This is a genomic window from Sphaerisporangium album (genome assembly GCF_003323745.1).
GTDB classification, from domain to species: domain Bacteria; phylum Actinomycetota; class Actinomycetes; order Streptosporangiales; family Streptosporangiaceae; genus Sphaerisporangium; species Sphaerisporangium album.
Window position 1 is genome coordinate 16,866 of the sequence record NZ_QOIL01000006.1, and the last position, 25,537, is coordinate 42,402.

At 70.9% G+C, this 25,537-nt stretch carries 22 protein-coding genes and 1 tRNA gene; 7 read left to right on the forward strand and 16 right to left on the reverse strand.

Features of this window, described 5'->3' with window-relative positions:
- The first annotated feature begins 42 nt into the window (after positions 1–42).
- A complete protein-coding gene (locus DQ384_RS12120) occupies positions 43–471 on the forward strand; it encodes a hypothetical protein (RefSeq protein WP_147268750.1) in 429 nt (142 codons plus the stop codon).
- Positions 472–510: 39 nt separating this feature from the next.
- On the opposite strand, the gene DQ384_RS12125 is transcribed toward DQ384_RS12120, so the two are convergent.
- On the reverse strand, positions 511–1,671 hold the full coding sequence (locus DQ384_RS12125) for a Gfo/Idh/MocA family protein (RefSeq protein WP_220182928.1): 1,161 nt from the start codon (positions 1,669–1,671) through the stop codon (positions 511–513).
- A gap of 256 nt (positions 1,672–1,927) precedes the next feature.
- Between DQ384_RS12125 and DQ384_RS12130 the strand changes: the two genes are divergently transcribed.
- Positions 1,928–2,004 (forward strand) — tRNA-Met (locus DQ384_RS12130).
- Between the two features lie 73 nt (positions 2,005–2,077).
- On the opposite strand, the gene DQ384_RS12135 is transcribed toward DQ384_RS12130, so the two are convergent.
- The 12 genes from DQ384_RS12135 to DQ384_RS12190 all read right to left on the reverse strand — a co-directional run bounded on the left by DQ384_RS12135 (position 2,078) and on the right by DQ384_RS12190 (position 18,062).
- Positions 2,078–2,992 (reverse strand): ribonuclease Z, encoded by a 915-nt coding sequence (locus tag DQ384_RS12135; protein WP_114028869.1) that lies wholly within the window; start codon positions 2,990–2,992, stop codon positions 2,078–2,080.
- A gap of 111 nt (positions 2,993–3,103) precedes the next feature.
- The gene (locus tag DQ384_RS12140) at positions 3,104–4,030 is read right to left on the reverse strand and encodes an alpha/beta hydrolase (RefSeq protein ID WP_220182905.1); all 927 of its coding nucleotides are present in this window, start codon (positions 4,028–4,030) and stop codon (positions 3,104–3,106) included.
- Positions 4,031–4,052: 22 nt separating this feature from the next.
- On the reverse strand, positions 4,053–5,864 hold the full coding sequence (locus tag DQ384_RS12145) for a S9 family peptidase (RefSeq protein WP_245966414.1): 1,812 nt from the start codon (positions 5,862–5,864) through the stop codon (positions 4,053–4,055).
- Positions 5,824–7,647: an N-acetylglutaminylglutamine amidotransferase gene (locus DQ384_RS12150; RefSeq protein ID WP_114028871.1), complete on the reverse strand. Its 1,824-nt coding sequence runs from the start codon at positions 7,645–7,647 to the stop codon at positions 5,824–5,826. The genes DQ384_RS12145 and DQ384_RS12150 overlap by 41 nt, the downstream gene beginning before the upstream one ends.
- The gene (locus tag DQ384_RS12155; protein WP_114028872.1) at positions 7,647–10,178 is read right to left on the reverse strand and encodes a carboxylate--amine ligase/circularly permuted type 2 ATP-grasp protein; all 2,532 of its coding nucleotides are present in this window, start codon (positions 10,176–10,178) and stop codon (positions 7,647–7,649) included. Before DQ384_RS12155 ends, DQ384_RS12150 begins: the two co-directional genes overlap by 1 nt.
- A gap of 99 nt (positions 10,179–10,277) precedes the next feature.
- Positions 10,278–10,865 (reverse strand): DUF421 domain-containing protein, encoded by a 588-nt coding sequence (locus DQ384_RS12160; protein ID WP_114028873.1) that lies wholly within the window; start codon positions 10,863–10,865, stop codon positions 10,278–10,280.
- A gap of 99 nt (positions 10,866–10,964) precedes the next feature.
- Positions 10,965–12,359 (reverse strand): NAD(P)/FAD-dependent oxidoreductase, encoded by a 1,395-nt coding sequence (locus DQ384_RS12165; protein WP_114028874.1) that lies wholly within the window; start codon positions 12,357–12,359, stop codon positions 10,965–10,967.
- Positions 12,360–12,443: 84 nt separating this feature from the next.
- A complete protein-coding gene (locus DQ384_RS12170; protein WP_114028875.1) occupies positions 12,444–13,295 on the reverse strand; it encodes an ABC transporter permease in 852 nt (283 codons plus the stop codon).
- On the reverse strand, positions 13,292–14,146 hold the full coding sequence (locus DQ384_RS12175; RefSeq protein WP_114028876.1) for an ABC transporter permease: 855 nt from the start codon (positions 14,144–14,146) through the stop codon (positions 13,292–13,294). The genes DQ384_RS12170 and DQ384_RS12175 overlap by 4 nt, the downstream gene beginning before the upstream one ends.
- 4 nt (positions 14,147–14,150) lie before the next feature.
- On the reverse strand, positions 14,151–15,407 hold the full coding sequence (locus DQ384_RS12180) for an ABC transporter substrate-binding protein (RefSeq protein ID WP_114028877.1): 1,257 nt from the start codon (positions 15,405–15,407) through the stop codon (positions 14,151–14,153).
- Entirely contained in the window at positions 15,404–16,567 is a 1,164-nt protein-coding gene (locus DQ384_RS12185) for an ABC transporter ATP-binding protein (protein WP_114028878.1), read from the reverse strand. The genes DQ384_RS12180 and DQ384_RS12185 overlap by 4 nt, the downstream gene beginning before the upstream one ends.
- A gap of 61 nt (positions 16,568–16,628) precedes the next feature.
- Positions 16,629–18,062, reverse strand: a complete 1,434-nt coding sequence (locus DQ384_RS12190; RefSeq protein ID WP_114028879.1) for an aminobutyraldehyde dehydrogenase — start codon at positions 18,060–18,062, stop codon at positions 16,629–16,631.
- A gap of 215 nt (positions 18,063–18,277) precedes the next feature.
- Here DQ384_RS12190 and DQ384_RS12195 point away from each other — a divergent pair, with 215 nt between their 5' ends.
- On the forward strand, positions 18,278–18,781 hold the full coding sequence (locus tag DQ384_RS12195; RefSeq protein WP_181871166.1) for an AsnC family transcriptional regulator: 504 nt from the start codon (positions 18,278–18,280) through the stop codon (positions 18,779–18,781).
- A 277-nt stretch (positions 18,782–19,058) separates the two neighbouring features.
- Here the strand turns inward: DQ384_RS12195 and DQ384_RS12200 are convergent, their stop codons facing one another.
- Positions 19,059–20,165 carry a DivIVA domain-containing protein gene (locus DQ384_RS12200; RefSeq protein ID WP_147268751.1) on the reverse strand — a complete coding sequence of 369 codons (1,107 nt, stop codon included), beginning with the start codon at positions 20,163–20,165 and terminating at the stop codon, positions 19,059–19,061.
- Between the two features lie 111 nt (positions 20,166–20,276).
- Between DQ384_RS12200 and DQ384_RS12205 the strand changes: the two genes are divergently transcribed.
- The 3 genes from DQ384_RS12205 (at position 20,277) to DQ384_RS12215 (ending at position 22,945) form a co-directional block, all read left to right on the forward strand.
- Positions 20,277–21,155: an ABC transporter ATP-binding protein gene (locus DQ384_RS12205; protein ID WP_114028881.1), complete on the forward strand. Its 879-nt coding sequence runs from the start codon at positions 20,277–20,279 to the stop codon at positions 21,153–21,155.
- A gap of 152 nt (positions 21,156–21,307) precedes the next feature.
- Positions 21,308–21,991: a hypothetical protein gene (locus DQ384_RS12210; protein ID WP_114028882.1), complete on the forward strand. Its 684-nt coding sequence runs from the start codon at positions 21,308–21,310 to the stop codon at positions 21,989–21,991.
- A 153-nt stretch (positions 21,992–22,144) separates the two neighbouring features.
- On the forward strand, positions 22,145–22,945 hold the full coding sequence (locus DQ384_RS12215) for a methyltransferase domain-containing protein (protein WP_220182906.1): 801 nt from the start codon (positions 22,145–22,147) through the stop codon (positions 22,943–22,945).
- Positions 22,946–23,016: 71 nt separating this feature from the next.
- On the opposite strand, the gene rnhA is transcribed toward DQ384_RS12215, so the two are convergent.
- Positions 23,017–23,487: a ribonuclease HI gene (gene rnhA, locus DQ384_RS12220; protein ID WP_425451444.1), complete on the reverse strand. Its 471-nt coding sequence runs from the start codon at positions 23,485–23,487 to the stop codon at positions 23,017–23,019.
- A gap of 600 nt (positions 23,488–24,087) precedes the next feature.
- Between rnhA and DQ384_RS12225 the strand changes: the two genes are divergently transcribed.
- A complete protein-coding gene (locus tag DQ384_RS12225) occupies positions 24,088–24,342 on the forward strand; it encodes a hypothetical protein (protein WP_147268752.1) in 255 nt (84 codons plus the stop codon).
- Positions 24,343–24,404: 62 nt separating this feature from the next.
- Here DQ384_RS12225 and rlmN read toward each other — a convergent pair whose 3' ends face one another.
- Entirely contained in the window at positions 24,405–25,508 is a 1,104-nt protein-coding gene (gene rlmN / locus DQ384_RS12230; protein WP_114028886.1) for a dual-specificity RNA methyltransferase RlmN, read from the reverse strand.
- Positions 25,509–25,537: the final 29 nt, after the last annotated feature.

The following is a 25,537-nucleotide window of genomic DNA, read 5'->3' on the forward strand; positions in this document are numbered from 1 at the left end:
ACCCGCGCGCCGCTTGATCGGCTCGTGGGTAGAGTGACCGGGATGCGATGTTTCGGGATGTACGCGCTGGTGGCGGGGCTGGCGGCGGCCGGGTGCGCTCCCGCGCCCGTCCACGCGGAGGCCGCGGGAGTGCTCCGCGAGGACGGCGCCACGCTGAGCCGCATCGCGCTGAGCGGCAAGAACGTCCGCACCGGCGACGACGGCTCGGGCTGCGCGCCCGGAACCCGCCGCGGCCTCTACACGATCACGGGCGACCTGGCGCCGGGCACCGAGCCGTCGGCCGTGGCGACGGCGCTCGGCACCGAGCTGCACACCATGGGCTACCAGGAGGCCGGAGGACCCGACGCGCGGTTCGGCGTGACCGTCAGCGTGCTGCGGAAGGACTCGCTCGACATCACCTTCACCGTCACGCTGCGCGGCCGGTCGCCGAACGTCGAGGTCGCCGGGACGACCGGCTGCCTGCCCGCGTGACGACGGCTCACGCGCAGCGGCGCGCGGCCGGGAGGGTGATCACAGCGCCTCCGCCGGTGCGGTGCGGACCTCGCCGAACTCGCGGAGCTCGCGGAGCTCGACGCGCCGTCCCTCGGCCGAGGAGCGCAGCCCCGCCTCGGCCAGCCGCACGCCGCGCGCCCCGGCGGTGAAGTCGTACGGGAACGGCGTGCCGTCCACGACCGCGCGGACGAACATCTCCCACTGCACCTTGAAGCCGTTGTCGAACTCCTCGTTGTCCGGGACCTCCTGCCAGTCGTCCCTGAAGGAGTGCGTCACGGGCACGTCCGGGTTCCACACGGGCTTCGGCGTGGACGCCCGATGCTGGATCCGGCAGCCGCGCAGCCCGGCCACCGCACTGCCGTGCGTCCCGTCCACCTGGAACTCCACCAGCTCGTCGCGGTGGACGCGCACGCACCACGAGGAGTTGATCTGCGCCACCACCCCGGCCTCCAGCTCGAAGATGCCGTACGCGGCGTCGTCCGCCGTGGCCCGGTACGCGCGGCCGTCCTCGTCGACACGCTCGGCGATGTGCGTGACCGTGCGCGCGGTGACCGCCTCGACCCGGCCGAAGAGGTTCTCCAGGACGTACGACCAGTGGCAGAACATGTCGAGCGCGATGCCGCCGCCGTCCTCGGCGCGGTAGTTCCAGGACGGGCGCTGCGCGCTCTGCCAGTCCCCCTCGAACACCCAGTAGCCGAACTCGCCGCGCACGGACAGGACGCGGCCGAAGAAGCCGCCGTCCACCAGGCGCCTGAGCTTGAGCAGGCCCGGCAGGAAGAGCTTGTCCTGCACGACGCCGTGCCTGACCCCGGACTCCCCGGCCAGGCGGGCCAGCTCGACCGCCTCGGCGAGCGTCTCGGCGGTCGGCTTCTCGGTGTAGACGTGCTTGCCCGCCTCGATGGCCCGGGTGATCGCGCCCACGCGGGCGGAGGTGACCTGGGCGTCGAAATACAGGTGGTTGTCCGGGTCGCGCAGGGCGCCGGCGAGGTCGGTGGTCCAGTTCTTGATGGCGTGCCGCTCGCAGATCTCGCGCAGCTTGGACTCGCTGCGCCCGACCAGCACGGGTTGCAGCAGCACCCTCCCGCCCCCGGCGACCGCAACGCCGCCGCCCTCGTTGATGGCCAGGATCGACCGCACCAGATGTTGCCGATAGCCCATGCGACCGGTCACACCGTTCATGACGACGCCCAGGGTGCGTGTGGTCACGCAGAGCCTCCTCTGGTCACGTGCTGGAAGCGGACCGGCGGGCGGGCCTGCGCTGCCGGCACGACCATGCGGGGTAAACGCTTTCCAATCCCGGCTCATATACCCGGGAAAGCGCTCTCTGAGCCGCAGCCTAAGTTCGCCCCGACAAGCCGGTCAAGCAACGCGCCCCGCCCCCGCCCCGAAAACGTGCGCGAGCGCTCCCTGATGGCGGTAAGCTCATAAACAACGACGCGGGGTGGAGCAGCTCGGTAGCTCGCTGGGCTCATAACCCAGAGGTCGCAGGTTCAAATCCTGTCCCCGCTACCAAGAAGGCCCTGGCCATTTCGATGGCCAGGGCCTTTTCTTTGTCTTTCCGGCCTGCTTTCCGGGGACCAGCTCGTCACCGCCGGGGCGGCACCGGGACGCGCATCAAATCTTCGGCCACCACCAGGTCGCTCTCGAAGTGGCGGCGGGCCTCGGTGGCGAAGGCCGTGGGGTCGGGGTAGCGCTGGCTGAAGTGGGTCAGGACGAGGCGGCGGACGCCGCTCTCGCGGGCCACGCGGGCGGCCTGGCCGGCGGTGAGGTGGCCGAACTCGTGCGCCAGGCGGGCGTCGGCGTCCAGGAACGTCGACTCGATGACCAGCATGTCGGCGCCTTCGGCGAGGGTGTGGACGCCCTCGCACAGGCGGGTGTCCATGACGAACGCGAACCGCTGGCCGGGCCGGGGCTCGCTGACCTCCTCGACGGTCACCGTGCGCCCGCCCACGCGGATGCCTCCCTCGCGCACCAGCTCGCCCACGCGGGGGCCGCTGATGCCGAGGGCCGCGAGGCGGTCCGGCAGCATGCGGCGCCCGTCGGGTTCGACCAGCCGGTAGCCGTAGGCCTGGACGGGATGGTCCAGAGGATGGGCCTCCAGCCGGCCGAACGCGCCCTCGGCGATCACTCCGGGCGCGCGCACGGGCTGGGCGATGACAGTGGCGGTCTCGTGGTAGGAGCTGGCGTGCCGCAGGCGGGCGAAGTACTCGGCGCCCGAGGCCGGGAAGTGGGCGTACACGGGATGCGGCACGCGGTCCAGGGACATGCGCTGGACGACGCCGGGCACGCCGAGGCAGTGGTCGCCGTGGAAGTGGCTGATCAGGATGCGGGTGATGTCGGTGGCGGCCACCCCCGCCATGATCATCTGGCGCTGGGTGCCCTCGCCCGGGTCGAACAGCAGACCGGCGCCGTCCCAGCGCAACAGGTAGGCGTTGTGGTTGCGCCGGCGGGTCGGCGTCTGACTGGCCGTACCTAGGACGACGAGCTCACGCGTGGACACCTGCGCCAGGATAGACCGCCGGGCGCGTCCGGGGCTCCAGGCTTTCCGGTGGCGGCGGACACGCGGGCATTACGGTGCCGGGGTTCGCGGACCGGAGGCGCCCGGCGCGTCTCAGAGGTGCTCGGCGAGGAACGCCGTGGTCGCCTCGACGGCCTGGGTGACGTAGGGCTCGGTGTCGTAGAGGTCGATGTGGTGGCGGGCGTCGAGCCAGACGATCCGCTTCGGGCCCTCCATGCGCTTGTACGCCTCCTCGGCCCCCTCCGGCGCGCAGAGGCGGTCGACGACGCCGTGCACGATGAGCCCCGGTTTGGGGGCCAGGAAGTCCGCGCCGATCATGCCGTCCATCGTGATGAGCTCGCGGACCGACGCCCGGGTGACCTCGTTGACCCACGAGGGCGCGGCCGAACGCGCGGTGCCGTAATAGGCGAACGGCTCCTCCCCCGGCATGGCCGCCTCCCCCGACACGGCCACCGCGGGAAGGTACTCGACCTCGCCACCCAGGTCCTGGCGCTCCAGCACGCCGGTGAGCGCGGCCAGCGCCTCCTCGTAACCGTCGTCGGACATGCCCGCGCGCATCGCGTACGGGTTGTCGTACGCGCCCGCGATGCCGGCGAAGACCTTCACCCGGGGGTCGAACGCGGCGAAGCGCAGAGCGTACCCGCCGCCGAGGCAGATGCCGACGACGCCGACCCGCTCGCCGTCCACGGAGGGGAGCGCGCGCAGGTAGGAGACGGCGGCGCGCAGGTCGGCGAGCTTGCCCTGCGGGTCCTCGTGCCGGCGCGGCGTGCCCTGGGAGGAGCCGAAGTTGCGGTGGTCGAACGCCAGCGTGACGTACCCCGCCTCGGCGAGCCGCGCCGCGTACAGGCCGGTCACCTGCTCCTTCACGCCGGTGAACGGACCGGTGAGGACGAGCGCGGGACGCGGCCCCTCCCCTGTGGGCACGCGCAGGTCGCCCGCGAGAGTGAGACCGTCGGCCTTGAACGTCACCGGGTCGATCACGACGGGCGCGGCCACGGGCTCGGGGACTGGCACGGTCATGCCGCCACCGTACGGCACCGGCTCACCCGACGAGCCAGCGTCCCAGCCAGCTGGCGACGGCCTCCCAGAAGACCAGCTTGTTGGCCGTCCGCACGGTCTCGTGGCCCTCGTCCTCGAACAGCAGGTAGCGGCAGGGGATGCCGCGCGCGGTGGCGGCGGCCACGACCTGCTCGGCCTCGTAGACCGGCACGTTGGTGTCCTGGGCGCCGTGGACGACCAGCAGCGGCGCGGTGAGCCGGTCGAAGGAGTGGATCGGCGACAGCGAGCGCAGCAGCTCGCGGTCGGCCACCGGGTCGCCGTACTCGCCGACGGCGGCGGCCGCGATCCACGGCTCGGTGAGGGCGTAGAACGTCGCGAAGTCGGCCATGCCGCACACGTCGACGCCCGCCCGGAACAGCTCCGGGTAGGTGACCAGGGCGGCGAGCGTGAGGTAGCCGCCGTAGGAGCGGCCCATGCAGGCGACGCGGCCGGGGTCGGCGACGCCGATCCTCACCATGTGCTCGACGCAGTCGGCGACGTCGTCGATGGCGTGGAAGCGCAGCGCGTGGTTGTCGGCGTCGAGGAAGGCCCGCCCGTACCCCGAGGAGCCCCGGACGTTCGGCGCGAACACGCTGATGCCGGCCATGAGGAGCCGGTGGAAGAGCGGGTTGAACGTGGGGCGTTCCTGGCTTTCCGGGCCGCCGTGCAGGTAGATGAGGCACGGCCCGGCGGACGGCCCCGCGCGGTGCAGCCAGCCGGTCAGCTCCAGGCCGTCCCGGGCGGCGAAGCGGACCAGCTCGGTCTCGACCCCGTCCGGCAGCGGCTCGTCCCCCGCGACCCGGTGGTACCGGCCGCTCTCCAGGTCGCACAGCAGGATGTGGGACGGCGTGTCCGGGGACTCGGCCGCCAGCACGGCGAGCGTGCCGTCGCAGGAGATCCGTGCCGAGGTGACCACGTCGGCGGGCGGCGGGGGCAGCGGGCGGAGGTGGTTGCCCTGGAGGTCGGCGACCTCCAGCTCGGAGCGGCCCATGACGTTCCAGGCCAGCAGGGCCACGCGGCCGTCCAGGCTGACCGAGAACCGGTCGAGGTCGGCCTCCGGGCGCTCGGCGACCACGCGCGGCGCCCCGCCGACCGGCACGGCGACCAGCGCGGCGCGGTCGCGGCCCGCGTCGGAGCGGACGTAGGCGATCTCGCCGTCCGGCGACAGCGCGCCGAGGTCGGTGGTGGCCGGCAGCAGCGGGCGCTCGTCGCCGACGGGAAGGTCGGCGACGGCCATCATGCGCTGGCCGCGCGGCCCGTGGCGCAGCAGCGCGCGCCGGTGGTCGCGGCTCACCGCGCTCGGCCACATCAGCGGCCCGCTGGCGATGGTGTCCCGGTGGCCGAGCTCGGCGTCGATCAGGACGGCCTCGGTGGTGCCCGAGCCGCTGAGCTCGGCGACGAGCAGGGTGGCGCCGCGCCCGGTCCACCGGACGAACACGGCCGAGCCCCGCGCGGGGGCGTCCACCGGCCCGGCGAGCAGGCGCCGGTCGGTGCCGTCCGGGCGTACCGCCCAGACCTGGGTGTGCTCGCCGCCGCCGGGGGCGACCAGGACGGCGAGCCACGCGCCGTCGGGCGACCAGAGCACGTCCCCGACCGGCTCCGGCCCGGTGTCGACGAGCCAGGCGGGGGCGGGAGGTCCCTGGGACGGGGTCGCCCCGCCGGGAGGCAGGGGCTGGACCCAGACGCGGGGAGAGCCGTCGCGGTCGCTGACGAAGGCGACGGCCGTGCTGTCAGGGGACAGTGCGGGAGACCGGCAGGTCCACGAGACGTCTACTTCAGACTCCTTGCGCTTGCAGCCACAGTTCGAGAAGTCCAAGTTGCCACAAAGCGTTGGCTCCGAGTGTGGTTCTGTGGTCATCCGGCGCGGCGAGGAGCTTCTCCACCATCGCGGGCCGGAACAGGCCGCGTGAGCGCGCGGCGGGAGCGTTGAGGGCCTCGCGCACCATCTCCAGGAACGGGCCGTGGATGTGGCGGATCGCGGGCACCGGGAAGTACCCCTTCGGCCGGTCGATGACCTCGTCGGGGACCAGCCCGCGCGCGGCGGCCTTGAGCACGCCCTTGCCGCCCTCGGCCAGCTTGAGCTCGGGCGGGCACATCGCGGCCAGCTCGACGAGCTCGTGGTCGAGGAACGGCGTGCGCGCCTCCAGCCCGAAGGCCATGGTCATGTTGTCGACCCGCTTGACCGGGTCGTCGACCAGCATGACCTCGGTGTCCAGGCGCAGCACCGCGTCCAGCGCGGTGTCGGCGCCCGGCTCGGCCAGGTGTGCGCGGACGAACGCGCCGCTGACGTCCTCGCCGACCAGGTACTCGGGTTCGAGGATCTCGGCCAGGTCCTCGTGCGGCCGGTCGAAGAAGACCTTCGCGTACGCCTCGGCCGCCCCGGCGCGGGGCACGTCGGCGAGCGGCGGGTACCAGTCGTAGCCGGCGAAGACCTCGTCGGCTCCCTGGCCGGACTGGACGACCTTGACGTGCCGGGACACCTCCTGCGACAGCAGGTGGAAGGCGACGCAGTCGTGGCTGACCATGGGCTCGCTCATCGCGGCCACGGCGCGGCCGAGCGCGGGCAGCAGCCGCGCGTCGTCCACCATGATCTTGTGGTGGTCGGTGCCGAACCTCTGGGCCACGAGGTCGGAGTACGCGAACTCGTCCCCCGACTCGCCGCCGGCGGCGTGGAAGCCGACGCTGAACGTCGCCAGGCCGTGCTGGCCCTCCTGCGCCAGCAGCGCGACGATCATGCTGGAGTCCAGCCCCCCGGACAGCAGCACGCCGACCGGCACGTCCGCGACCGTCCGGCGCCGCACGGCCACCCGCAGGGCGTCCAGCACGGCGTCCCGCCAGTCGCCCGCGTCCATCGGCCCCGCCGCCGTCTGCAGCACGTCGAGCTGCCCCTGGCGGACGGCCCCCTCGGCCGGGCGGGTGAACGGCGGGTTCCAGTACCGGTCGTCGCTGATTGCGCCGTCGGGCTCGATCGTGCGGACGGTGGCGGGCGGCAGCTTCTCGACCCCGGTCAGGATCGTCCGGGGCGAGGGCACCACCGAGTGGAACGTCATGTAGTGGTGCAGGGCGACCCGGTCGATGTCGGTGCGCACGCCGCCGCCCGCGAGCAGCGCGGGCAGCGTCGAGGCGAACCGCAGGCGGGAGGCGTCCCGGGTGATGTAGAGCGGCTTGATGCCGAGGCGGTCGCGGCCGAGCACGACGCGGCCGGTGTCGCGCTCGGCGATCGCGAAGGCGAACATGCCCTTGAATCTCTCCACGCACCGGGGCCCCCAGTGGCGGTACGCCTTGAGCAGCACCTCGGTGTCGGATGTCGAGAAGAACCGGTGGCCCTCGGCGATCAGGACCTCGCGCAGCTCCCGGTAGTTGTAGAGGCAGCCGTTGAACACGCCCGCCAGGCCGGCCTCGGGGTCGGTCATCGGCTGCGATCCGCGCTCGGACAGGTCGATGATCTTCAGCCGCCGGTGTCCCAGAGCCACGGGGCCGAGCGACCACAGGCCCGTGCCGTCGGGGCCCCGGTCCAGCATCGCCGCCGTCATGCGCTGGACGGCGGCGACGTCCGCCGCGTGCCCGTCGAAGCGGATCTCCCCGCTGAGGCCGCACATCAGACGGCCTCCCCGGACAGCAGCCAGGTATCTTTGGCTCCCCCGCCCATCGACGAGTTGACGATCATGCTCCCGGCGGGGGCGACGCGGCTCAGCGCCACCTGCGGGACGACGGCCTCCCGTCCGGAGAAGACGAACGCCCGCAGGTCCACCACGTGCGGGCGCATGCGGTCGCCGTCGAAGGTGGGGTGCGTGGACAGGCTCACGGTCTCCTGGGCCACCCAGCGCTCGGGCGCGGCGAGGATGTCCGCGCGGACGGCCTCCAGCTCGCGCCCCGAGGCGTCCCTGCCGATGATCACGCCCTGTCCTCCGAAGCCGTCCACCGGTTTGACCACGAGCTCCTCCAGGCGGTCGAGCACGTGCTCGCGGTCCTCGGGGTCGCGGCAGAGGTAGGTGGTGACGTTGGCGAGCAAAGGGCGTTCTCCCAGGTAGTAGTCGATGAGCCGGGGCACGTAGCGGTACAGGCTCTTGTCGTCGGCCACGCCGTTGCCCGGCGCGTTGGCCAGGGTGAGCGCGCCGGACTCGATCGCGTCGAGCAGCGCGGGGCCGATCGGGCCGTTCAGCAGCTCGTCCTCGTCGATCCTGCGGTACAGCACGTCCACCCGCTCCCCCGCGGCGTAGACGGCGCCGTCCCGCACCTCCAGCTGCGCGGGCTCGGCCAGGACCACGCCCATCTCCTCGGCGAGCGAGCGGTGCTCGTAGTAGGCGGGGTCCTCGCGCCCGGAGGTCACCACGCCGAGCCTCGCGCCGTCGGCCGCGGTGGCTTGGAGCAGGATGCGCTTCAGCAGCGACGCGGTGCCCTCGGGGTCCAGAACGCCCGAACGGTCCAGCTCGGGCAGAGCGTGGGCGGTGACGCGGCGATTGCCCGTGGCGTACCCGATGCCGGAGGGGACGCGCAGGTTGTCCTCCAGGACGGCCCAGCGCCCGGCCCCGTCGCGGGCGACGTCGAGCCCGGCGACCGAGCACCGGATCATGTCCTCGCGCACCCGCCACCCGGCGGGCCGGTATCCGGGCGACTCGTCCACGACCCAGGCGGGCAGCACGTGGTCCTTGATGACCTCGCGCCTGCCGTACACGTCGCGCAGGAACGCCTCCAGGGCGCGCACGCGTTGCGGCATCCCCTCGCGGATCTTCGCCCAGTCGTCGGCGGCGACGAGCCTCGGCACCAGATCCAGCGGCATCCGCTCCCGGCCCTCGGTCACCTCCTCGTCCTTGACGCGGAAGGTCATGCCGATCTCGCGCATGTACCGGTCGCGCTCGGCCTCGCGCTCGCGCAGTTCCACGGCGCCGAGCCGGTCGAGCACCCCGAAGACCGGCTGGTAGGGCTGGCGGACGGTGCCCTCGATGACGGCCTCGTCCCGCACGGCCTCGTAACCCTTGAGCAGGCTGGTCGCGAGGTCGGGGACGGGGCCGCCGAACGCCGCCTGCCAGCCTTCCGAGCGCGTCTCGGCGACGAGCAGGTCCACGACGTCGGCGAGGGTCCCGCCGTCGCCGATGACGCGGCGCTGCCGGGTGGCCGAGCTGCCCCGGGCCAGCGCCTCCTCGGCCAGAGCCGTCACGATCTCCCAGTCGCCGGTGGCCTCCAGCTGGGGACGCAGGCCCGTGATCGTCCGCCTGACGACCTCGGCGGCGGGCATGGGCGTGCCCTCGTGCGGGTCCACGAGCACGCCTTCCAGGCCCGAGCGCGCCGAGCGCCAGGTCGCGGCGCGGACGATCTCCATGCCGTCGTCCTGGGGCGGCTCCTCGTTCTGGACGGCGCGCAGCTCGCGCAGCACGATCGCACGGAAGATCCCGGCGAGCAGGACGACGTCCTCGACGCGGGGGCAGGCGTCGCACATGCGCAGCTCGATGGTGGGGACGTGCGCCGACGGCCGGACGTCGAAGTAGATCATCCCCGGGTCCATGATCACGCCGGAGCGCACGAGGTCGGCGACGACCCGGTCGTACTCGGCGGCGGAGGCGAACTTGCGCACCGGGCCCGTGGTGGGCCAGCGCTGCCACACCAGCGTGCGGTAACTGGCGTAGCCGCTGTCGGTGCCGAGCCAGAAGGGTGAGCTGGCGCTGAGCGCGAGCAGCGGCGGCAGGTACCTGGCCACGCGGTGGGCGACGTTGACCGCGAGGTCGCGGTCGGCCACGTCCACGTGCACCTGCGCGCCGCAGATGAGCTGCTCGCGGGTGAGGAGCTGGTAGTCCTCCAGCATCTGCTCGTATCGGGCGTCCGGCGAGATCTCCAGCGCGGCCGGGTCCACGAGCGGCACCGTGCCCGCCGCCACGATGCCGAGCCCGAGCCCGTCGGCGGCCTCGATGACCGTGCGGCGCAGCGCGGTGAGATCCTGCCCGAGGTCCTCCAGCCGCACGTACGGGCGGCTGTTGGACTCGACGACCGAGCGTTGCAACTCCTGGGTGAAACGCCGGTCGGGCAGCCTTTGGAGGAGGTTGCCCGCGCGTGGCACCAGGTGGCGAGTCTCAAGATCCACGACGTGGAACTCCTCTTCGACGCCTACGGCGACCGACTCCGCGAGACCCGTCATTCCATCGTCCTTCTCCCGTTTGTCCAGGGGTGTTTCAGGAGCTTCTGCCCAGAAACCACCTAGATGCACGTAACGATGGAAATCTTCGCCCTGTGATGTTCAGACGCCCCGCGGACGGCCGCCCGGCACCGTGAGCGAGGCGAGCAGCGTCTCTATGGCGTCCAGCCGGCGGTTCAGCGCGGCGATGTCCGCCTTGTCCGCGCTCTGCTCCTCCGGCCGCAGCGTGAGCACCAGATGCCCGGTCTCGGCCAGCTCGCCGACCTGGACCTCGCGGATCTCGTCGCCGTTCTGGATGCGCACGGCGTGCTCCAGCTCCTTGGTGGACATCGCGAGGCGGCGCAGGTTCTCGGTCACCGGACGGCCGTCACGGATGACGATCGTCGAGGTGCCCTGGAGCAGCCGCGAGACCCACGCGTACCGCACGGACAGGTGGTTGAGCAGCTCGTTGACGACGACGAGCGTGACCGCGCCGACGACACCGCCCGCCAGGCTGTTGTCGTTCCCGATCACCGCGTTCTGCACGACGTTGGAGAGCAGGAAGATCACCACGAAGTCGAACGTGTTGAGTCCCGCCATGTTGCGCTTGCCCGCCACGCGGAAGATCACGACGATCAGGGCGTAGACCAGGACGGTCCTGAGCAGCTTCTCGGCCACCGGGAGCTGGAAGGTGAACATGTCGTGCCACACGGGAGGTCTCCTCGTCGCAAGCGTCGCGCCGATCCCTCCGCCCACGGCGGGGCGGAGGTTCGTACGGAGCGGGCGCCCGTACGAACCTCCTATCATGCGTCAGGAGTCGAAGCCGAGCCCCAGCCGGTCCAGGGTGCGCAGCCACAGGTTGCGCCGTCCCTGGTGGGCGTCCGCCTGGGCGATCGACCAGCGGGTGAGCTGGATGACCCCCGAGCGGATCGGCTCCGGCGGGAACGGAACCGGCTTCTCACGCACCATGCGCAGCTCGGTGCGCTCGGTCGGCTCTCCCTCCAGCAGGTCCAGCATCACGTTGGCGCCGAACCGCGTCGCGCCCACGCCCATCCCCGTGTACCCGACCGCGTAGGCCAGCCGCCCCTTGTGCGCCGTCCCGTAGAACGCGCTGAAGCGGCTGCAGGTGTCGATCACCCCGCCCCAGCGGTGCGTGAACCGCACGCCGGCGAGCTGCGGGAAGGTGGAGGAGAAGTGCGCGGCCAGGGTCGCGAACGTCGCGTCCCTCTGCTCGTACTCCTGCCTGACCCTGCCCCCGTTGAAGTACACCGCGTCGTACCCGCCCCACAGGACGCGGTTGTCGGCGGTCAGCCGGTAGTAGTGGAACTGGTTCCCGCCGTCGCCGACGCCCTGCCGGTTGCGCCAGCCCACCGACGCGAGCTGCTCCGCCGTGAGCGGCTCGGTCATCAGCGCGTAGTCGTACACCGGCACCAGGAAGTTGCGCAGCCGCCCGAGCAGCGGCGGGAACACCCCAGTGCCGAGGGCGACCCTGGCCGCCCGCACGGCGCCGTGCGGGGTGGTCAGCTCCATGGTCGTCCCGTCGTCCCTCAGCGAGCGCACCGGGCTGCGCTCGTAGATGCGGACGCCGAGCGACAGGCACGCCGCGCGCAGTCCCCACGCCAGGCGGGCGGGGTCGAGCATCGCGCAGCCGCCCCGGTCCCACTGACCGCCGACGTAGGTGGGCGAGTCCACCTCGGCGCGGACCTGTTCGGCGTTGAGCAGCCGCATGTCCAGGCCGAGCTCGCGGGCGATGCCCGTCTCCTCGGCCATCGCGTCGAGCTGCCACGGCTCGGTGGCCACGTGCAGCTCGCCGGTGCGCTCGAACGCGCAGTCGATGTCGTACTTGGCGACCGTCCGCTCGATCTCGTCGAGGTTCTCCCCGCCCAGGCGGACGAGCGTGGAGATCTCGCGGGGCCAGCGGCTGAGGCCGTTGCCGAGCCCGTGGGTGAGGCTCGCGAGGCAGAAGCCTCCGTTACGGCCGGAGGCCGCCCAGCCGACGCGCCTGCCCTCCAGCAGGACCACGTCGAGCGAGGGGTCGCGTTCCTTGGCCATCAAGGCCGCCCAGAGGCCGGAGAAGCCGCCGCCGACCACGGCCAGGTCGGCGGTCGTGTTCTCGAAGAGCCGCGGCAGCGGCTCGGGTTTGTCCGGACTGTCCAACCAGTACGGCTTACGCTCCGCGTCAGCCAGTGCTTTCAGCGGATCCACACATTTCACGTCCCAACGAACAGCGTCGTTTTTCCCTGGGCCGGGAACGCCGTGTTCCCGGTGCCAGGCGGGTGTTTCCCGTCTCTAGGTGCGGCGGCGCGAGGTCACGGTGTTGATCACCGCGATGACCACGCCCACCGCGAAGATGAGGGTGCCGAGGATGTTGACCTGCGGGGGCACGCCGATGCGGACCGCGCCGTAGATCCACAGGGGGAAGGTGATCGTCGCCCCGCTGGTGAACTGCGTGATGACGAAGTCGTCGATCGACAGGGCGAAGGCGAGCAGCGCGCCGGAGACCACACCCGGCAGGATCATCGGGAACGTGACCCGCCAGAACGTGATCCACGTGGAGGCGCCGAGGTCGCGCGCGGCCTCCTCCACCGACGCGTCCAGGCCCACCACGCGGGCCCGCACGGTCACCGCGACGAACGAGACCGAGAACAGCACGTGCGCCAGCACGATCGTCGTGTACCCCGTCTGCACGCCCAGGCTGATGAACAGCGACAGCAGCGAGGCGCCCATGACCAGCTCGGGCGAGGAGATCGCCGCGAACATCACCAGGTTGGTCGGCCCCTGGCCGCGGAAGCGGTAGCGGCCCAGGGCGATGCCCATCAGCGTGCCGAGCACGGTGGTGACGAGCGTGGCCAGCAGGGCGATGCTGATCGAGTTCGTGACGGCGGTGGTCAGGTCGGGGTAGTCCCCGAGCCGGCCCCACCACTTGAAGGTGAACCCCTGCCAGCTCACGTTCGACTTGCTCTTGGTGTCGTTGAAGCCGAACGCGATCATCACCGCGATCGGCGCGAACAGCCAGAGCAGGACGAGCCACGTGTAGCCGTAGAGAAGGCGGTCGCCCCACCGGGCGCGCGGGCGCCTCGGCGCGCCCACCGGCGCCTGCCGGGCCTCGGCGGGCAGGGCCGGGCTGAGTGAACCGCTCATCGCGCCGCCGCCTCCAGGACGTTCTCGGTGCCGAGGGCCTTGGCGTAGGCGAAGATGCCGATGAGCATCGCCGCCATGAGGATGAACGACAGCGCCGCGCCAGCCGGATAGTCGTTGTTCACGAGATACTCCGTCTGGATGATGTTACCGATCATGGTATTCGCCGGGCCGCCCAGGATCGAGGCGTTCACGTAGTCCGCCGTCATCGGCACGAACGTCATCAGAACGCCCGCGAACACCCCGGGCAGCGACAGCGGCAGCACGATCCTGAGGAACGAGTCGCGGCGCGTCGCGTACAGGTCCTGCGCCGCCTCGACGACCCGCGGGTCCACGCGCTCCAGCGCGACGTAGATCGGCAGCACCATGAACGGCAGGTAGTTGTACGTCAGCCCGCCAATCACCGCCACCGTCGTCTGCAGCACGTGGAAGTCCGCCGGCAGCAGCCCGACGTCCTTCAGGGGCTGCAGCAGGATGCCGTCGTCGGCGAGCAGGAACTTCCACGACACCGTCCGCAGCACGAACGAGACGAAGAACGGCAGCAGCACCAGCAGCAGGTACGTCGACTTGCGCGCGCCCGCCTTGAAGGCGATCCAGTAGGCCACCGGGTAGGCGAGCAGGATGGTCAGCGCCGTCCCCGCCAGCCCGTACCCGGCCGAGCGCAGGAACTGCGTCTTGTACTCGCCGAGCGCATTGCCGAAGTTGGCCAGGTGGAAGGTCTGGACGAAGCCGTTGACGACGTCGCCCTCCTGGGTGGAGACCGACGCCATGAACACCAGCGGCACCACCAGGAAGCACAGCAGCCAGAGCCCGCCCGGGAGGATCAGGAGGTATGGCGCGATCTTCTGTCTCACGGCACTAGCCCTGCGTGATCGGCTGGAAGATTCCCTCGAAGGCCTTCTCCTCGGCCGGGGTCAGGGACTTGTAGGAGCGCAGCCTGGCCATGTCGGACTCGGAGGGGAAGATCAACGGGCTGGTGGCGGCCAGTTCCAGGGCCTTCTTGTCGTCCCCGCTCGCCTTGGCCGCGTCGGCCTTGATGACCTCCTGCGCGGCGGGCACGGGGGTGATGTAGGTGATGTACTCGGCCAGGTGCGCGGCGATCTCGGGCTTGTAGACGTAGTCCATCATCGCCAGCGCGTCGACCGGGTTCTGCGCGGTCTTGGGGATGCACATGTTGTCGGTCCAGATCGTCGCGCCCTCCTCGGGGACGACGAACTTCAGGTCCTGCCCCTCGGCGATCTGCTGGTAGATGTCGCCGGACCAGGCCATGCACATCCAGATGTCCCCGCGGACCAGCGCGTCCACGTAGTCGTTCTCGTAGTACTTGCGGACGAGACCGGCGTCGCGCTGCTGCTGGAGCTTCTGCCCCGCCTTCTCCCAGTCGGCCTGCACGGACTTGTCCGGGTCGACGCCGAGGGCGAACAACGCGAAGTTCGCAATCTCCTGGGCGTCGAGCATCATGCCGACCTTGCCCTTGTACTTGGGGTTCCACAGCTCCTGGATGCTGGTGATGTCCCCGTCGACGTACTTCGGGTTGTACGCGATGCCCGTCAGGCCCGACTGCCAGGGCACGGTGTAGGCGTTGCCCGGGTCGTAGGACGGGTTCTTGTACTTGGCCCCCACGTTGGCGTTGAACGTCGGCAGCTTGGAGTGGTCGAGCGGCACCAGGTAGCCGAGCGCCATGGCGCGGCCGAGGTGGATGCCGTTCGTCATCACCATCATGTCGAAGCCGATGTCCTGCCCGGCGGCCAGCTGCGGCTGGATCTTGCCGAACCAGGTGGAGTTGTCCTGGATGGCCTCCTGGTAGGTCACCTGGATGCCGGTGTCCTTGGTGAACGCCTCCAGGGTCGGGTAGGAGTTCCCCTTCTTCTCCATGTACAGCGGCCAGTTGGCCCACCGCAGGACGCCGTTCTTCTTCTTGTCGGCCCAGTACCCGGCGGCGGCGCTCGGCTTCGGCGGCTCGACCTTCTTGCCCTGGACGCCGCACGCGGCCAGGCCCAGCGCGGCGGCGGACAGCCCTCCGAGGCGCAGCGCGTCGCGGCGGGTGAGGGAGGAACGGGTGCGGCTCTGGGTCAGGCCGCGCAGGAACGCGAGATCACGTGGAGGGGTGGTCATGAGGTGGTTCGACTTCCAATCGCGTACGAGTGCTGCGGCTGCCATGACAACCAGACGGATTCACCGCGCTCCGCCGTGATGCTGCTGTCCCGGGCGTTCTGCTCGAACACCGTGAACTCGGCACCGCTCGCGAGGTTCACGGCGTAGCTGTTGTAGGTGCCGAGGTAGACCACCTCGGAAACGACGCCGCGCACGGCGCTGACGTCGGCGTCCGGCTGCTCGTGGGAGATCCGGATCTTCTCCGGGCGGACGGTGACCTCCACCTGGCCGCCCTCGCGCGTCCGGTCGCCGACCGGCACCAGCACACGCTCGCCGTCCCCGACGCGGATCACGGCCGTGCCTCCGCTGACCTGGGCGGCCGTGCCGCTGAGCAGGTTGGACGTCCCGATGAAACCGGCGACGAACGTGGTGGCCGGCCGCTCGTAGATCTCCCTCGGCCCGGCGAGCTGCTCGACCAGGCCGTCGTTCATGACGGCGATGCGGTCACTCATGGTGAGCGCCTCGTTCTGGTCGTGGGTCACGTACACGAAGGTGATGCCGACCTCGCGCTGGATGCGCTTCAGCTCCATCTGCATGGCCTGGCGCAGCTTGAGGTCCAGGGCGCCGAGCGGCTCGTCCAGCAGCAGGGCCCTGGGGTTGTTCACCAGGGCGCGGGCGAGCGCCACGCGCTGCTGCTGGCCGCCCGACATCTGCCGGGGACGGCGGTTCTCGCGGCCGGTGAGGTCCACGATCTCCAGCATCTCGCCGACCCGCCGCTTGATCTCCGCCTCGGGGACGCGCTTGCGCCGCAGGCCGAAGGCGACGTTCTCCCACACGTTCATGTGCGGGAACAGCGCGTAGGACTGGAAGACCATGTTCACGTCGCGCCTGTTGGGCGGCACGTTGGTGACGTCCTGCCCGTGCAGCCGTACGGTCCCCCGGGACGGATCCTCGAACCCGGCGATCATCCGCATGGTGGTGGTCTTGCCACAGCCCGACGGTCCGAGCATGGAGAAGAACTCTCCCTCGGCGATCGACAGGCTCACTCCCTTGACCGCCTGCACGACCTCACCGTGCGCGTGGTACTCCTTGACGACTCCGTCGAGTTCGATGGCGGGCACCGGGGAGATGTCGGAGGCGGCCGGGGCAGCCGCCTCCTTGCCCGCCTGGATATCGGTCATTCCAGGCTATCCCTCATCTATATCCGTATCCGTGCGCGGAAACGGCGCGCGGAGCAGGTGATCATTCACCGATGTAGTGCATGACGTGCTTGACGCGGCTGTAGTCGTGCAGGCTGAAGACCGACAGGTCCTTGCCGTAGCCCGAGTGCTTGAAGCCGCCGTGGGGCATCTCCGACACGAACGGGATGTGGGTGTTCACCCAGACCACGCCGAACTCCAGCCGCCGGGACAGGCGCATTGCCCGCCCGTGGTCGGAGGTCCACACCGACGCCGACAGGCCGTACTTCACGTCGTTGGCCTTGGCGAGCGCGTCGGCCTCGTCGCTGAACGTCTGGATCGTGATGACCGGGCCGAACACCTCGGTCTGCACCATCTCGTCGTCCTGCCGCAGGCCGTCCACGACGGTCGGCTCGAACAGGTAGCCCTTCTCCCCGATGCGCCTGCCCCCGGTGAGGACCTTCGCGTGGCCGGGGACGCGCTCCAGGAAGCCCTCGACGCGGGCGAGCTGGGCGGCGTTGTTGAGCGGGCCGTAGTACGCGTCCTCGTCGCCGTAGGCGCCGGTCTTGGTGGCCGCGGCCGCCTCGGCGAGGGCCGCCGCGAACGGCTCGTGGATGCTCTCGTGGACCAGCACGCGGCAGGCGGCCGTGCAGTCCTGGCCGGCGTTGTAGAAGCCGGCGCCCGCGATGGCCTCGGCCACGGCGGCGATGTTCTTGACGTCCTCGAAGACGACGACCGGCGCCTTGCCGCCGAGCTCCAGGTGCACGCGTTTGACGTCGTCGGCCGCGGACCTGGCGACCTGCATGCCCGCGCCGACCGAGCCCGTGATCGCGACCATCGACGCCGACGGGTGGCCCACGACCATGGCGCCGGTCTCGCGGTCCCCTGCGACCACGTTGAAGACGCCCGCGGGGAGGACCTCGCCGATGATCTCGGCCATCTTCAGGGTCGAGACCGGCGTGGTGTCGGACGGCTTGAGCACCACCGTGTTGCCCGCCGCCAGCGCCGGGGCGATCTTCCACACCGCCATCATCAGCGGGTAGTTCCACGGCGTGACCTGGCCGATCACGCCGATCGGCTCGTGACGGATCACCGAGGTGTGGTCGGCAAGGAACTCGGCCGAGGTCGGGCCCTCCAGGGTGCGCGCGGCGCCCGCGAAGAAGCGGAAGTGGTCGGCGGCGGGCGGGATCTCGTCCTCGGCCATCCGCGCCCGCGGCTTGCCGGTGTTGAGGCACTCGGCCTCGACAAGCTCCTCGGCCCGTGCTTCGATGGCGTCGGCGATCTTCAGCAAGTACCCGGCGCGTTCACCCGGCGTCTTCTGCCCCCACGACTCGAACGCGGCGACCGCCGCGGCGTAGGCTGCGTCCACGTCCTCCTGACCGGACACCGGCGCCTGAAGGTAGGCCTCCCCGGTGCTGGGATCGATCACATCGGAGAACCGATCGCTCCTGGCTTCCACGAGCTCGCCGTTGATGAAGTTCTGCAGACGGGTGGTCAAAGCTCGACCTCCTCGTAGTGGGCTGAGTTGTCGCGACTCTGACAGGTGCCGGACGCCACGACAAGGGATTTCGTCGCGAATATATCAAATTGCTACGAAATCGCTTGACAGGGCGCGGTGAACTGACAACATGTCGCACCAGGACGGCAACATCATCGGAACGGCCAGGTAATCATCTTGCTGTAGCCGTCCGGTCGCAGGGAGGACGCACGGAGATGACCACGCCGCCGAAAGCGCGACGGGACAACAACCACAACGACGCCAGGCCGGGTCCCGTGGTACTGGACGATATCTCCAAGCGCATCATCGAGGAGCTCCAGGAGGACGGGCGCAAGCCCTACGCCGCCATCGGCAAGGCCGTCGGACTGTCCGAGGCCGCCGTACGCCAGCGCGTCCAGCGGCTCCTCGACGCCGGGGTCATGCAGATCGTCGCCGTCACCGACCCTCTCACCCTCGGCTTCCCCCGCCAGGCGTTGATCGGCATCAAGTGCGAGGGCGACCTGGAGACGGTGGCCGACAACCTGTCGTCCATCGACGAGATCGACTACGTCGTCCTCACGGCGGGGTCGCTGGACATCATGGTCGAGGTCGTCTGCGAGGGCGACTCCCACCTGCTGGAGATCCTCGGCAAGATCCGGGCCATTCCGACCGTCCGCGCCACCGAGACGTTCGTCTACCTCAAGCTCCGCAAGCAGACATACTCCTGGGGCACCCGCTGACCTCGCCCCGGCCCGACGACCGCCCCTTCCCCCTGAGCCACCTTCCGACCGTGTCCCAGGGCAATGACCGGCCTCATCCTCCTGGGGCACCGCCGAACTCCCGCTCCTAGGTGGAAGTCCACCCACGATCGCCGGGGCCCCGTCCTCTCACGCTCGCTACGGTGCTTCCCCTCCGGCGCCGGGTCGGCGGGCAGTGGCGCGGCGAATGCGGCGCCGCCGTACGGCGGGTCACCCGGCGAACCTCCGTGGAAGGCGCACCAGGAGCCCGCGGCGTCCCTCAGACGCGTTGTCCCTGCTCACTCAGCAGGACGTCGCGACGGTCCAGGACGCCGGCGACCTCGGCGAGGAAGGCGTCCACCTGGGTCACGGCGTACCCGGTCCTGAACAGGACCGTGGCGAACCTGGCCGCTCTCACCTGGTCACCGGTCAGGGGCAGATCGGTCGTCCCGCGCAGGGTGGCCACGACCCGGTCCAGGAAGATGTCGACCTGGCCCTCGTTGTAGCCCGAACCGAAGCGCCCCCGGCGGAACAGCACCCGCTCGACCTTCGCGGCCTGGGACTCCAGCCAGGCCGCGGCGAGCGCGCTCCCGACCGGCCGGGCCGCCTCGTGCGGGTCCGCTTCCCCGCTCTCCATGGCGTGGATGGCGCTCTCCGCGGCACGGACACCGCCCACGGGGTCCGGGGGGCCGTAGCCGGCCAGCGCCGGAGTCCACGGCACCCGCTCGTCGCGTCCGAGCGGGTCCCAGGCGCCCGCCGCCTGCCCGATCTCCTGGGGGTGCAGCGGACGCCCCTCCGCGGCGCCGATCCGGGACGGCCGGAGGGGGCCCTCCCCGTCCGCGCGCACCGCGGGCATCCCCGGCAACGTCGGGGCGTCCTCCTCCTCCGCCTGCTCCGGCTCGCCGGGCGCGGGCATGCTCGTCCCGCCGTACGCGATCTCGGACGCCGGCACGGGCGCGGCGTGGAACGTCTCCCCTCCCAGGTACCGCCGCGGCTCCGGAACGCCGGGCATCCCCGGACGGCCACCGGCATCTGCGCCGGACGTGGCCGTCAGGGGCCCACCAGGCGGCGCGGCGGTCACGGCCCCCACCCCGCCCGGCGGGGCCGTCACGGCCGTCACCGGCCCGGCCGCCACCCCAGTCAGCGCCGGGCGAAAGGGCAAGGTCTCCACGGCCACCACGAAGGCATCCAGCGCGTAGTCGACCGCCATCTCGTTGTAGCCGCCGCGCTTGGCGCCGAAGCCCGCCATGCGGATCTCGTCCGCCGTCACCGGAGGTCCCTCCAGCGTGCCCCGGCCCAGGGTCGCCTCGATCCGCCGGATGAGAGCGTCGACCTGCCCGGGGTCGTATCCGGTACGTAACGCAAGTACACGTGGAAAGCGGTTCAAACCGCGTCCTCCCGGTTCACAGCCCCCGCATACGTATCGTCTTTACCATTCTTATTGCATGACTTGGGGAAATCCAGGCAGTTAGCCCCAGGGGAGTAAGCTTCCTGATCTATGCGGCTCGCGAACCTCTCCTTCCGCTACGCCCGCCGCGCCCCCTGGGTGCTCCACGACGTGCGTCTTGACCTGCCACCCGGCACGGTCGCCGAAGTCACCGGCCGCAACGGCGCCGGAAAGTCGACCCTCCTGAGGCTCCTCGCCGGCACGACCCGTCCCACCCGCGGCACGATCGCCGACCGCCCGCCGATCGTCGGATACGCCCCCGAGATCTTCCCCGTGGGCCAGCCGTTCACGGTCATCGCCTACCTCTCGCACATGGCCGCCGTCCGGGGCGTCCCCGCGTCCGCCGTCACACCGTGGGCCGAGCGCCTCGGCATGACGACATTTCTGGACGTACCGCTCGGCGACCTCTCCAAGGGAAGCGCGCACAAGGTGGGCCTGGCCCAGGCGCTCCTCGCCCCGCCCGGCCTCCTGATCATGGACGAGCCCTTCTCCGGCCTGGACGCCGAAACGCGCGCCGAGCTGCCCCGGATCATCGAGGAGGTCGCCGCCGCCGGAGGCATCGTCGTCGTCAGCGACCACCAGAGCGGCCTCGCCGACCGCCCCGGGCTCACCCGCCTGGCGGTCGAGCACAACACCGTCCGGCTCCTCTCCCCCGGCGAGGCCCTCGCTCCGGACCCGCACATCGGCGCCTCCGAGGCCCCTGCGGCCGACGACGTCTTCGCCGAGTCCACGCCCCTTTCCTCGGACACCGACGCGCCCGGCGAGCGGGCCGGGCCGCGTCTCTCCCCCGATCCCACCGACCGCGCCGAGACGGTCGTCTCCGGCAAGACGGTGATCGAGGTACTGGTCGACGGCGACGAGGCGGAAGCGGTGACCCAGAAGCTGCGCGCCGACGGCTACGACGCCCACATCCGAGGAGAACGGCTATGACCGCCCCGACCACCACTCCGGCGAGCGCCGGCCCTTCCGCCTGCGGAGAACCGTCGTGACCGCCCCGGTCGTCCGCCTCGCGGGCGCCGACGCCCCCTCTCGCGATCTCCGGCGGGCCGGCCGTCCTCGACCTGGAGCCCCGGAGTGACGCGATGAAGCCGACCTTGCTGCTCGTGCGGTTCAAGATCGCCGCCTACCTGCGCTCCCACCGGATCATCCAGCCGTTCGTGGGACTGCTCGCCATGCTGATCATCCTGTACTCGACGCGCGTCCTGGCCGGACACGAGCTCTCCTCCTACGGGGACTCCGCCGCCCTGCTGGTCCCCGTCTTCGCCTGGGCGGCCCGCGGCCTGCTCGACACCGAGCCGGACGTCCAGCGGCTCATCTCGGTGACCGCCTCCGGACGCCCCGGCCGCGAGGTGACGGCGGGCCTGCTCGCCGCGGCCGCCGTGAACGCCGTCCTCGCCGCCCTGGCGGTCCTCGTCCCTCTGGGCATCGGCTTCGCCGTCATGCCAGGCGGCGCGGTGCTGGCGGGCGGCCTGGCCCTGCACTTCCTCTCCCTGCTCACCGGCACCGCCCTGGGCGCGCTGTCCAGTCGCCCGATCCTGCGTGACCAGGCGATGTCCACCCTGGTCATGCTCGGCGCCTACGTGGCGATGCTCCTGATCAGCCTGGCCCCCGTCACCTGGCTGACCGTCCCCCTGATCAGCTGGATGCGCGCCGCCGGCCGGCCATCCTTCCTGGCCTCCGCCCTCCCCGGCCTCGCCGCGATCACCCTCGCCTGGTGCACGGCGGCCTTCCTCGCCTACACCTACCTCCGCCGCACCCGCCCATAGCCCCCTCCCCAGACGGCCTGCTCGCCCGGCTTGCCGCCGCGAGGAGGCGGCGCCGTTCTCACTGATTCATCTCAGTATGTAATACGTATTCGCTCGCATTGTGGACAGCGGCGTAGGCTGGCGGCGGTTCGGATCACAGAGGAGTTGATCGGCATGTCCGCTGTCTACACGCACGGTCACCACGAGTCGGTGCTGCGCTCGCACACCTGGCGTACGGCGGCCAACTCGGCCGCGTACCTGCTGCCGCACCTGCGGTCGGGGATGTCCCTGCTGGATGTCGGGTGCGGTCCGGGGACGATCACGGCTGATCTGGCGGAGCTGGTGGCGCCCGGACACGTCACAGCGATCGATGCCGCCGACGGAGTCGTGGCGAAGGCGAGGGAGGTCGCGGCGCGGCGCGGGCTGGAGAACGTCGCCTGTGAGGTGGGGGACCTGTACCGGCCGGCCTACCCCGAGGGTTCGTTCGACGTGGTGCACGCCCATCAGGTGTTGCAGCACGTCGCCGATCCCGTCGGCGCGCTGGTCGCGATGCGGCGCGCCTGCGGGCCGGGCGGGCTCGTCGCCGCGCGCGACTCCGACTACGCCACCTTCACCTGGTATCCAGAGGTGCCCGCCCTGGACGAGTGGCAGGACCTGTACCACCGGGTGGCGCGCGCCAACGGCGGTGAGCCTGACGCGGGACGTCGCCTGCTGTCCTGGGCCCGCCAGGCCGGGTTCAGCGACATCACCGCCACCGGCTCGGTGTGGTGTTTCGCCACCCCGGCCGACCGCGCCTGGTGGAGCGGCCTGTGGGCCGAGCGCGTCACGTCTTCGGCCATGGCCGAGCAGTCCATCTCGTACGGCTTCGCCGCCCGCGCCGACCTGGAGCGCATCGCGGACGGCTGGCGCGAGTGGGGCGCGGCCGAGGACGGCTGGTTCGCCGTCGTACACGGCGAGATCCTCTGCCGCGCCTGACGGAGACCCGCGCGGCCCGCGCGGGCCCTCAGCCGGCCCCGGTGGCCCGGCCGCTCACCCGGCGGGCGTGCTCACCGAGAGGCCTTGAGGACCTGCTCGACGCCGCGGCGGGCCAGGGCATCGGCGCGCTCGTTCTCCGGGTGACCGGCATGGCCCTTGACCCAGAGCCACTCGACCGTGTGCCGAGCCGCCGCCGCGTCGAGGCGCTGCCAGAGGTCCATGTTCTTGACCGGCTGCCTGCCCGCCGTCTTCCAGCCGTTGCGCTTCCAGCCGCGCAGCCATTGGGTGATGCCGTTGCGGACATAGGTGCTGTCGGTGTACAGCCGGACGGTGACCGGCCGGGTGAGGGTCTCCAGGGCCATGATGGCGGCCATCAGTTCCATACGGTTGTTGGTCGTGCCGGCCTCACCGCCATAGATCTCCTTCTCGGTGCCGCCGTAACGCAGCACCGCACCCCAGCCGCCGGGGCCCGGATTGCCGCTGCACGCGCCGTCGGTGTAGATGTCCACGGCCTGCCCGGCCCCCTTTTCCTGGTCACGCACAGCCGGCATGTGCTCCTACTCCGTCGGTCTCAGGGCCGGTACCTGTCATGCCACTGCGCGGTTTGGACAGGGGTCAAGGCTCTCTTCCCATTGTCCTTGCGTCCGCGTCATCGAGCGGCCGGAAGGGGTCGGGCTCCGTTCCCGGATGCTCGTGGCCACGGCCTCCTGAACCACCGACGCCTCGGCCGGGGACTCCTCCGGGATTCCCACGCCCAGGGTATCGGGGCCACGCGTTCGGCGACGACGCCGGCCGCCTCTGCTGCAGCTCTCCGGAGAAGGATCTGCCCGGCTGATCTCTCGCGCCTTCCGTCCGCGGTTCTCAGGAACTCGGTTCGAGCCACACCATCGGGCTCTATCCCTTCCACTTCGAATCACTTGATATCGCTGGATATGGCGAGTCGCCTATGATTTTGCGCGTTTACCCGGATTGGCAGGAAAGAAGCGGCTCACCAGGCTTGCCGCACATACCGAATATATCCACCCATAGACGCATTTGACCGCGGGCAGTTGTCGCCGCAAATGGTCTTTCCTCCAGCGCGCCCATCCACGGTGCAATAAATTCCTGAGACGAATGCCCTTCCCTCAGGCAGGAGGATGTCCGTGGACAGTCCGGACGGGCGCGTACTGATCATCGTGATCGTCGCGACGATTCTGTTCGTCGCGGGCCGGAACTTCCAGCGCACCTTGGATACCTGGGCAGGCTGGGGCAAGGCGGTGAAAACAGCCGCCGAGGCCAGGGACAAGATTCCGGGCGCGAAATCCTCGGCGTGGGCGGCGGTGCGACGCATGATCTTCATCGGCGCGGTGACGCTGGCCCTGCTGGCTCTGCTCGTCAACGCGTTCCGATTCGTCTGACCCTTGGTGAGCCAGGGCCGGAGGCGTGCCGGTCGGAAGGCCGCACGCCCCCGGCCGGCGACCTATGAGTCGGGGGTCGCGGCTGCGAGCTGGCCGCAGGCGCCGTCGATCTCCCGGCCGCGGGTGTCGCGGACGGTGACGGCGACGCCGTGGGATTCCAGGCGGCGGACGAACGCGCGCTCGTCCTCCGGCCGGGAGGCCGTCCACTTGGAGCCCGGGGTCGGGTTGAGCGGGATCAGATTGACGTGGACCAGCTTGCCCTTGAGCAGGCGGCCCAGCAGGTCGGCCCGCCATTCGTGGTCGTTGATGTCCTTGATCAGGGCGTATTCGATGGAGACGCGACGCTTGGTCTTGGCCGCGTACTTCCAGGCCGCGTCCAGAACCTCGGCGACCTTCCAGCGGGTGTTGACCGGGACCAGTGTGTCGCGCAGCTCGTCGTCAGGGGCGTGCAGGGAGACGGCGAGCGTCACCGGCAGCCCCTCGTCGGAGAGCTTCTCGATCGCGGGGACCAGCCCGACGGTCGAGACGGTGACACCGCGCGCGGAGATGCCGAGCCCCTCGGGGGCGGGTTCGGTGATGCGCCGGACGACGCCGATGACCGCCTTGTAGTTGGCGAGTGGCTCGCCCATGCCCATGAAGACGATGTTGCTGACCCGTCCCGGACCTCCGGGCACCTCGTCACGCGCCAACGCGCGGGCGCCCGCGACGACCTGCTCGACGATCTCGGCGGTGGACATGTTGCGGGTCAGCCCGGCCTGTCCGGTGGCACAGAAGGGGCAGTTCATGCCGCATCCGGCCTGGGACGACACGCAGATGGTGACCCGGTCGGGATAACGCATCAGGACCGACTCGACCAGCGCGCCGTCGAAGAGCCGCCACAGGGTCTTACGGGTCGTGCCGCCGTCGCAGGTGATCTCCCTGACCGAGGTGAGCAGGCCGGGCATCAGGCTCGTTACGAGCAGGTCGCGCGACGCGGCCGGGAGGTCGGTCATGTGCGCGGGGTCGGTGGTCAGCCGCTCGAAGTAGTGCCGCGAGAGCTGCTCGGCGCGGAAGGGCTTCTCCCCGAGCTCGGCGACGGCCGTACGGCGCTCGGCCAGCGTCAGGTCGGCGAGGTGGCGGGACGGTTTCGCACGTCGGGGGGCGACAAAGGTTAGCTCGGCGGACATGTCCTTCTCTTAACAGTTTGCCGGAAGCT

Coding starts and splice junctions, on each gene's coding strand:
- DQ384_RS12215 (WP_220182906.1), top strand. CDS start 22,145: ATGTCCGCTGTCTACACGCACGGTCACCACGAGTCGGTGCTGCGCTCG.
- DQ384_RS12180 (WP_114028877.1), bottom strand. CDS start 15,407: ATGACCACCCCTCCACGTGATCTCGCGTTCCTGCGCGGCCTGACCCAG.
- DQ384_RS12210 (WP_114028882.1), top strand. CDS start 21,308: ATGAAGCCGACCTTGCTGCTCGTGCGGTTCAAGATCGCCGCCTACCTG.
- DQ384_RS12205 (WP_114028881.1), top strand. CDS start 20,277: ATGCGGCTCGCGAACCTCTCCTTCCGCTACGCCCGCCGCGCCCCCTGG.
- rlmN (WP_114028886.1), bottom strand. CDS start 25,508: ATGTCCGCCGAGCTAACCTTTGTCGCCCCCCGACGTGCGAAACCGTCC.
- DQ384_RS12155 (WP_114028872.1), bottom strand. CDS start 10,178: ATGACGGGTCTCGCGGAGTCGGTCGCCGTAGGCGTCGAAGAGGAGTTC.
- DQ384_RS12150 (WP_114028871.1), bottom strand. CDS start 7,647: ATGTGCGGCCTCAGCGGGGAGATCCGCTTCGACGGGCACGCGGCGGAC.
- DQ384_RS12120 (WP_147268750.1), top strand. CDS start 43: ATGCGATGTTTCGGGATGTACGCGCTGGTGGCGGGGCTGGCGGCGGCC.
- DQ384_RS12125 (WP_220182928.1), bottom strand. CDS start 1,671: ATGAACGGTGTGACCGGTCGCATGGGCTATCGGCAACATCTGGTGCGG.
- DQ384_RS12140 (WP_220182905.1), bottom strand. CDS start 4,030: ATGACCGTGCCAGTCCCCGAGCCCGTGGCCGCGCCCGTCGTGATCGAC.
- DQ384_RS12185 (WP_114028878.1), bottom strand. CDS start 16,567: ATGACCGATATCCAGGCGGGCAAGGAGGCGGCTGCCCCGGCCGCCTCC.
- DQ384_RS12195 (WP_181871166.1), top strand. CDS start 18,278: ATGACCACGCCGCCGAAAGCGCGACGGGACAACAACCACAACGACGCC.
- DQ384_RS12170 (WP_114028875.1), bottom strand. CDS start 13,295: ATGAGCGGTTCACTCAGCCCGGCCCTGCCCGCCGAGGCCCGGCAGGCG.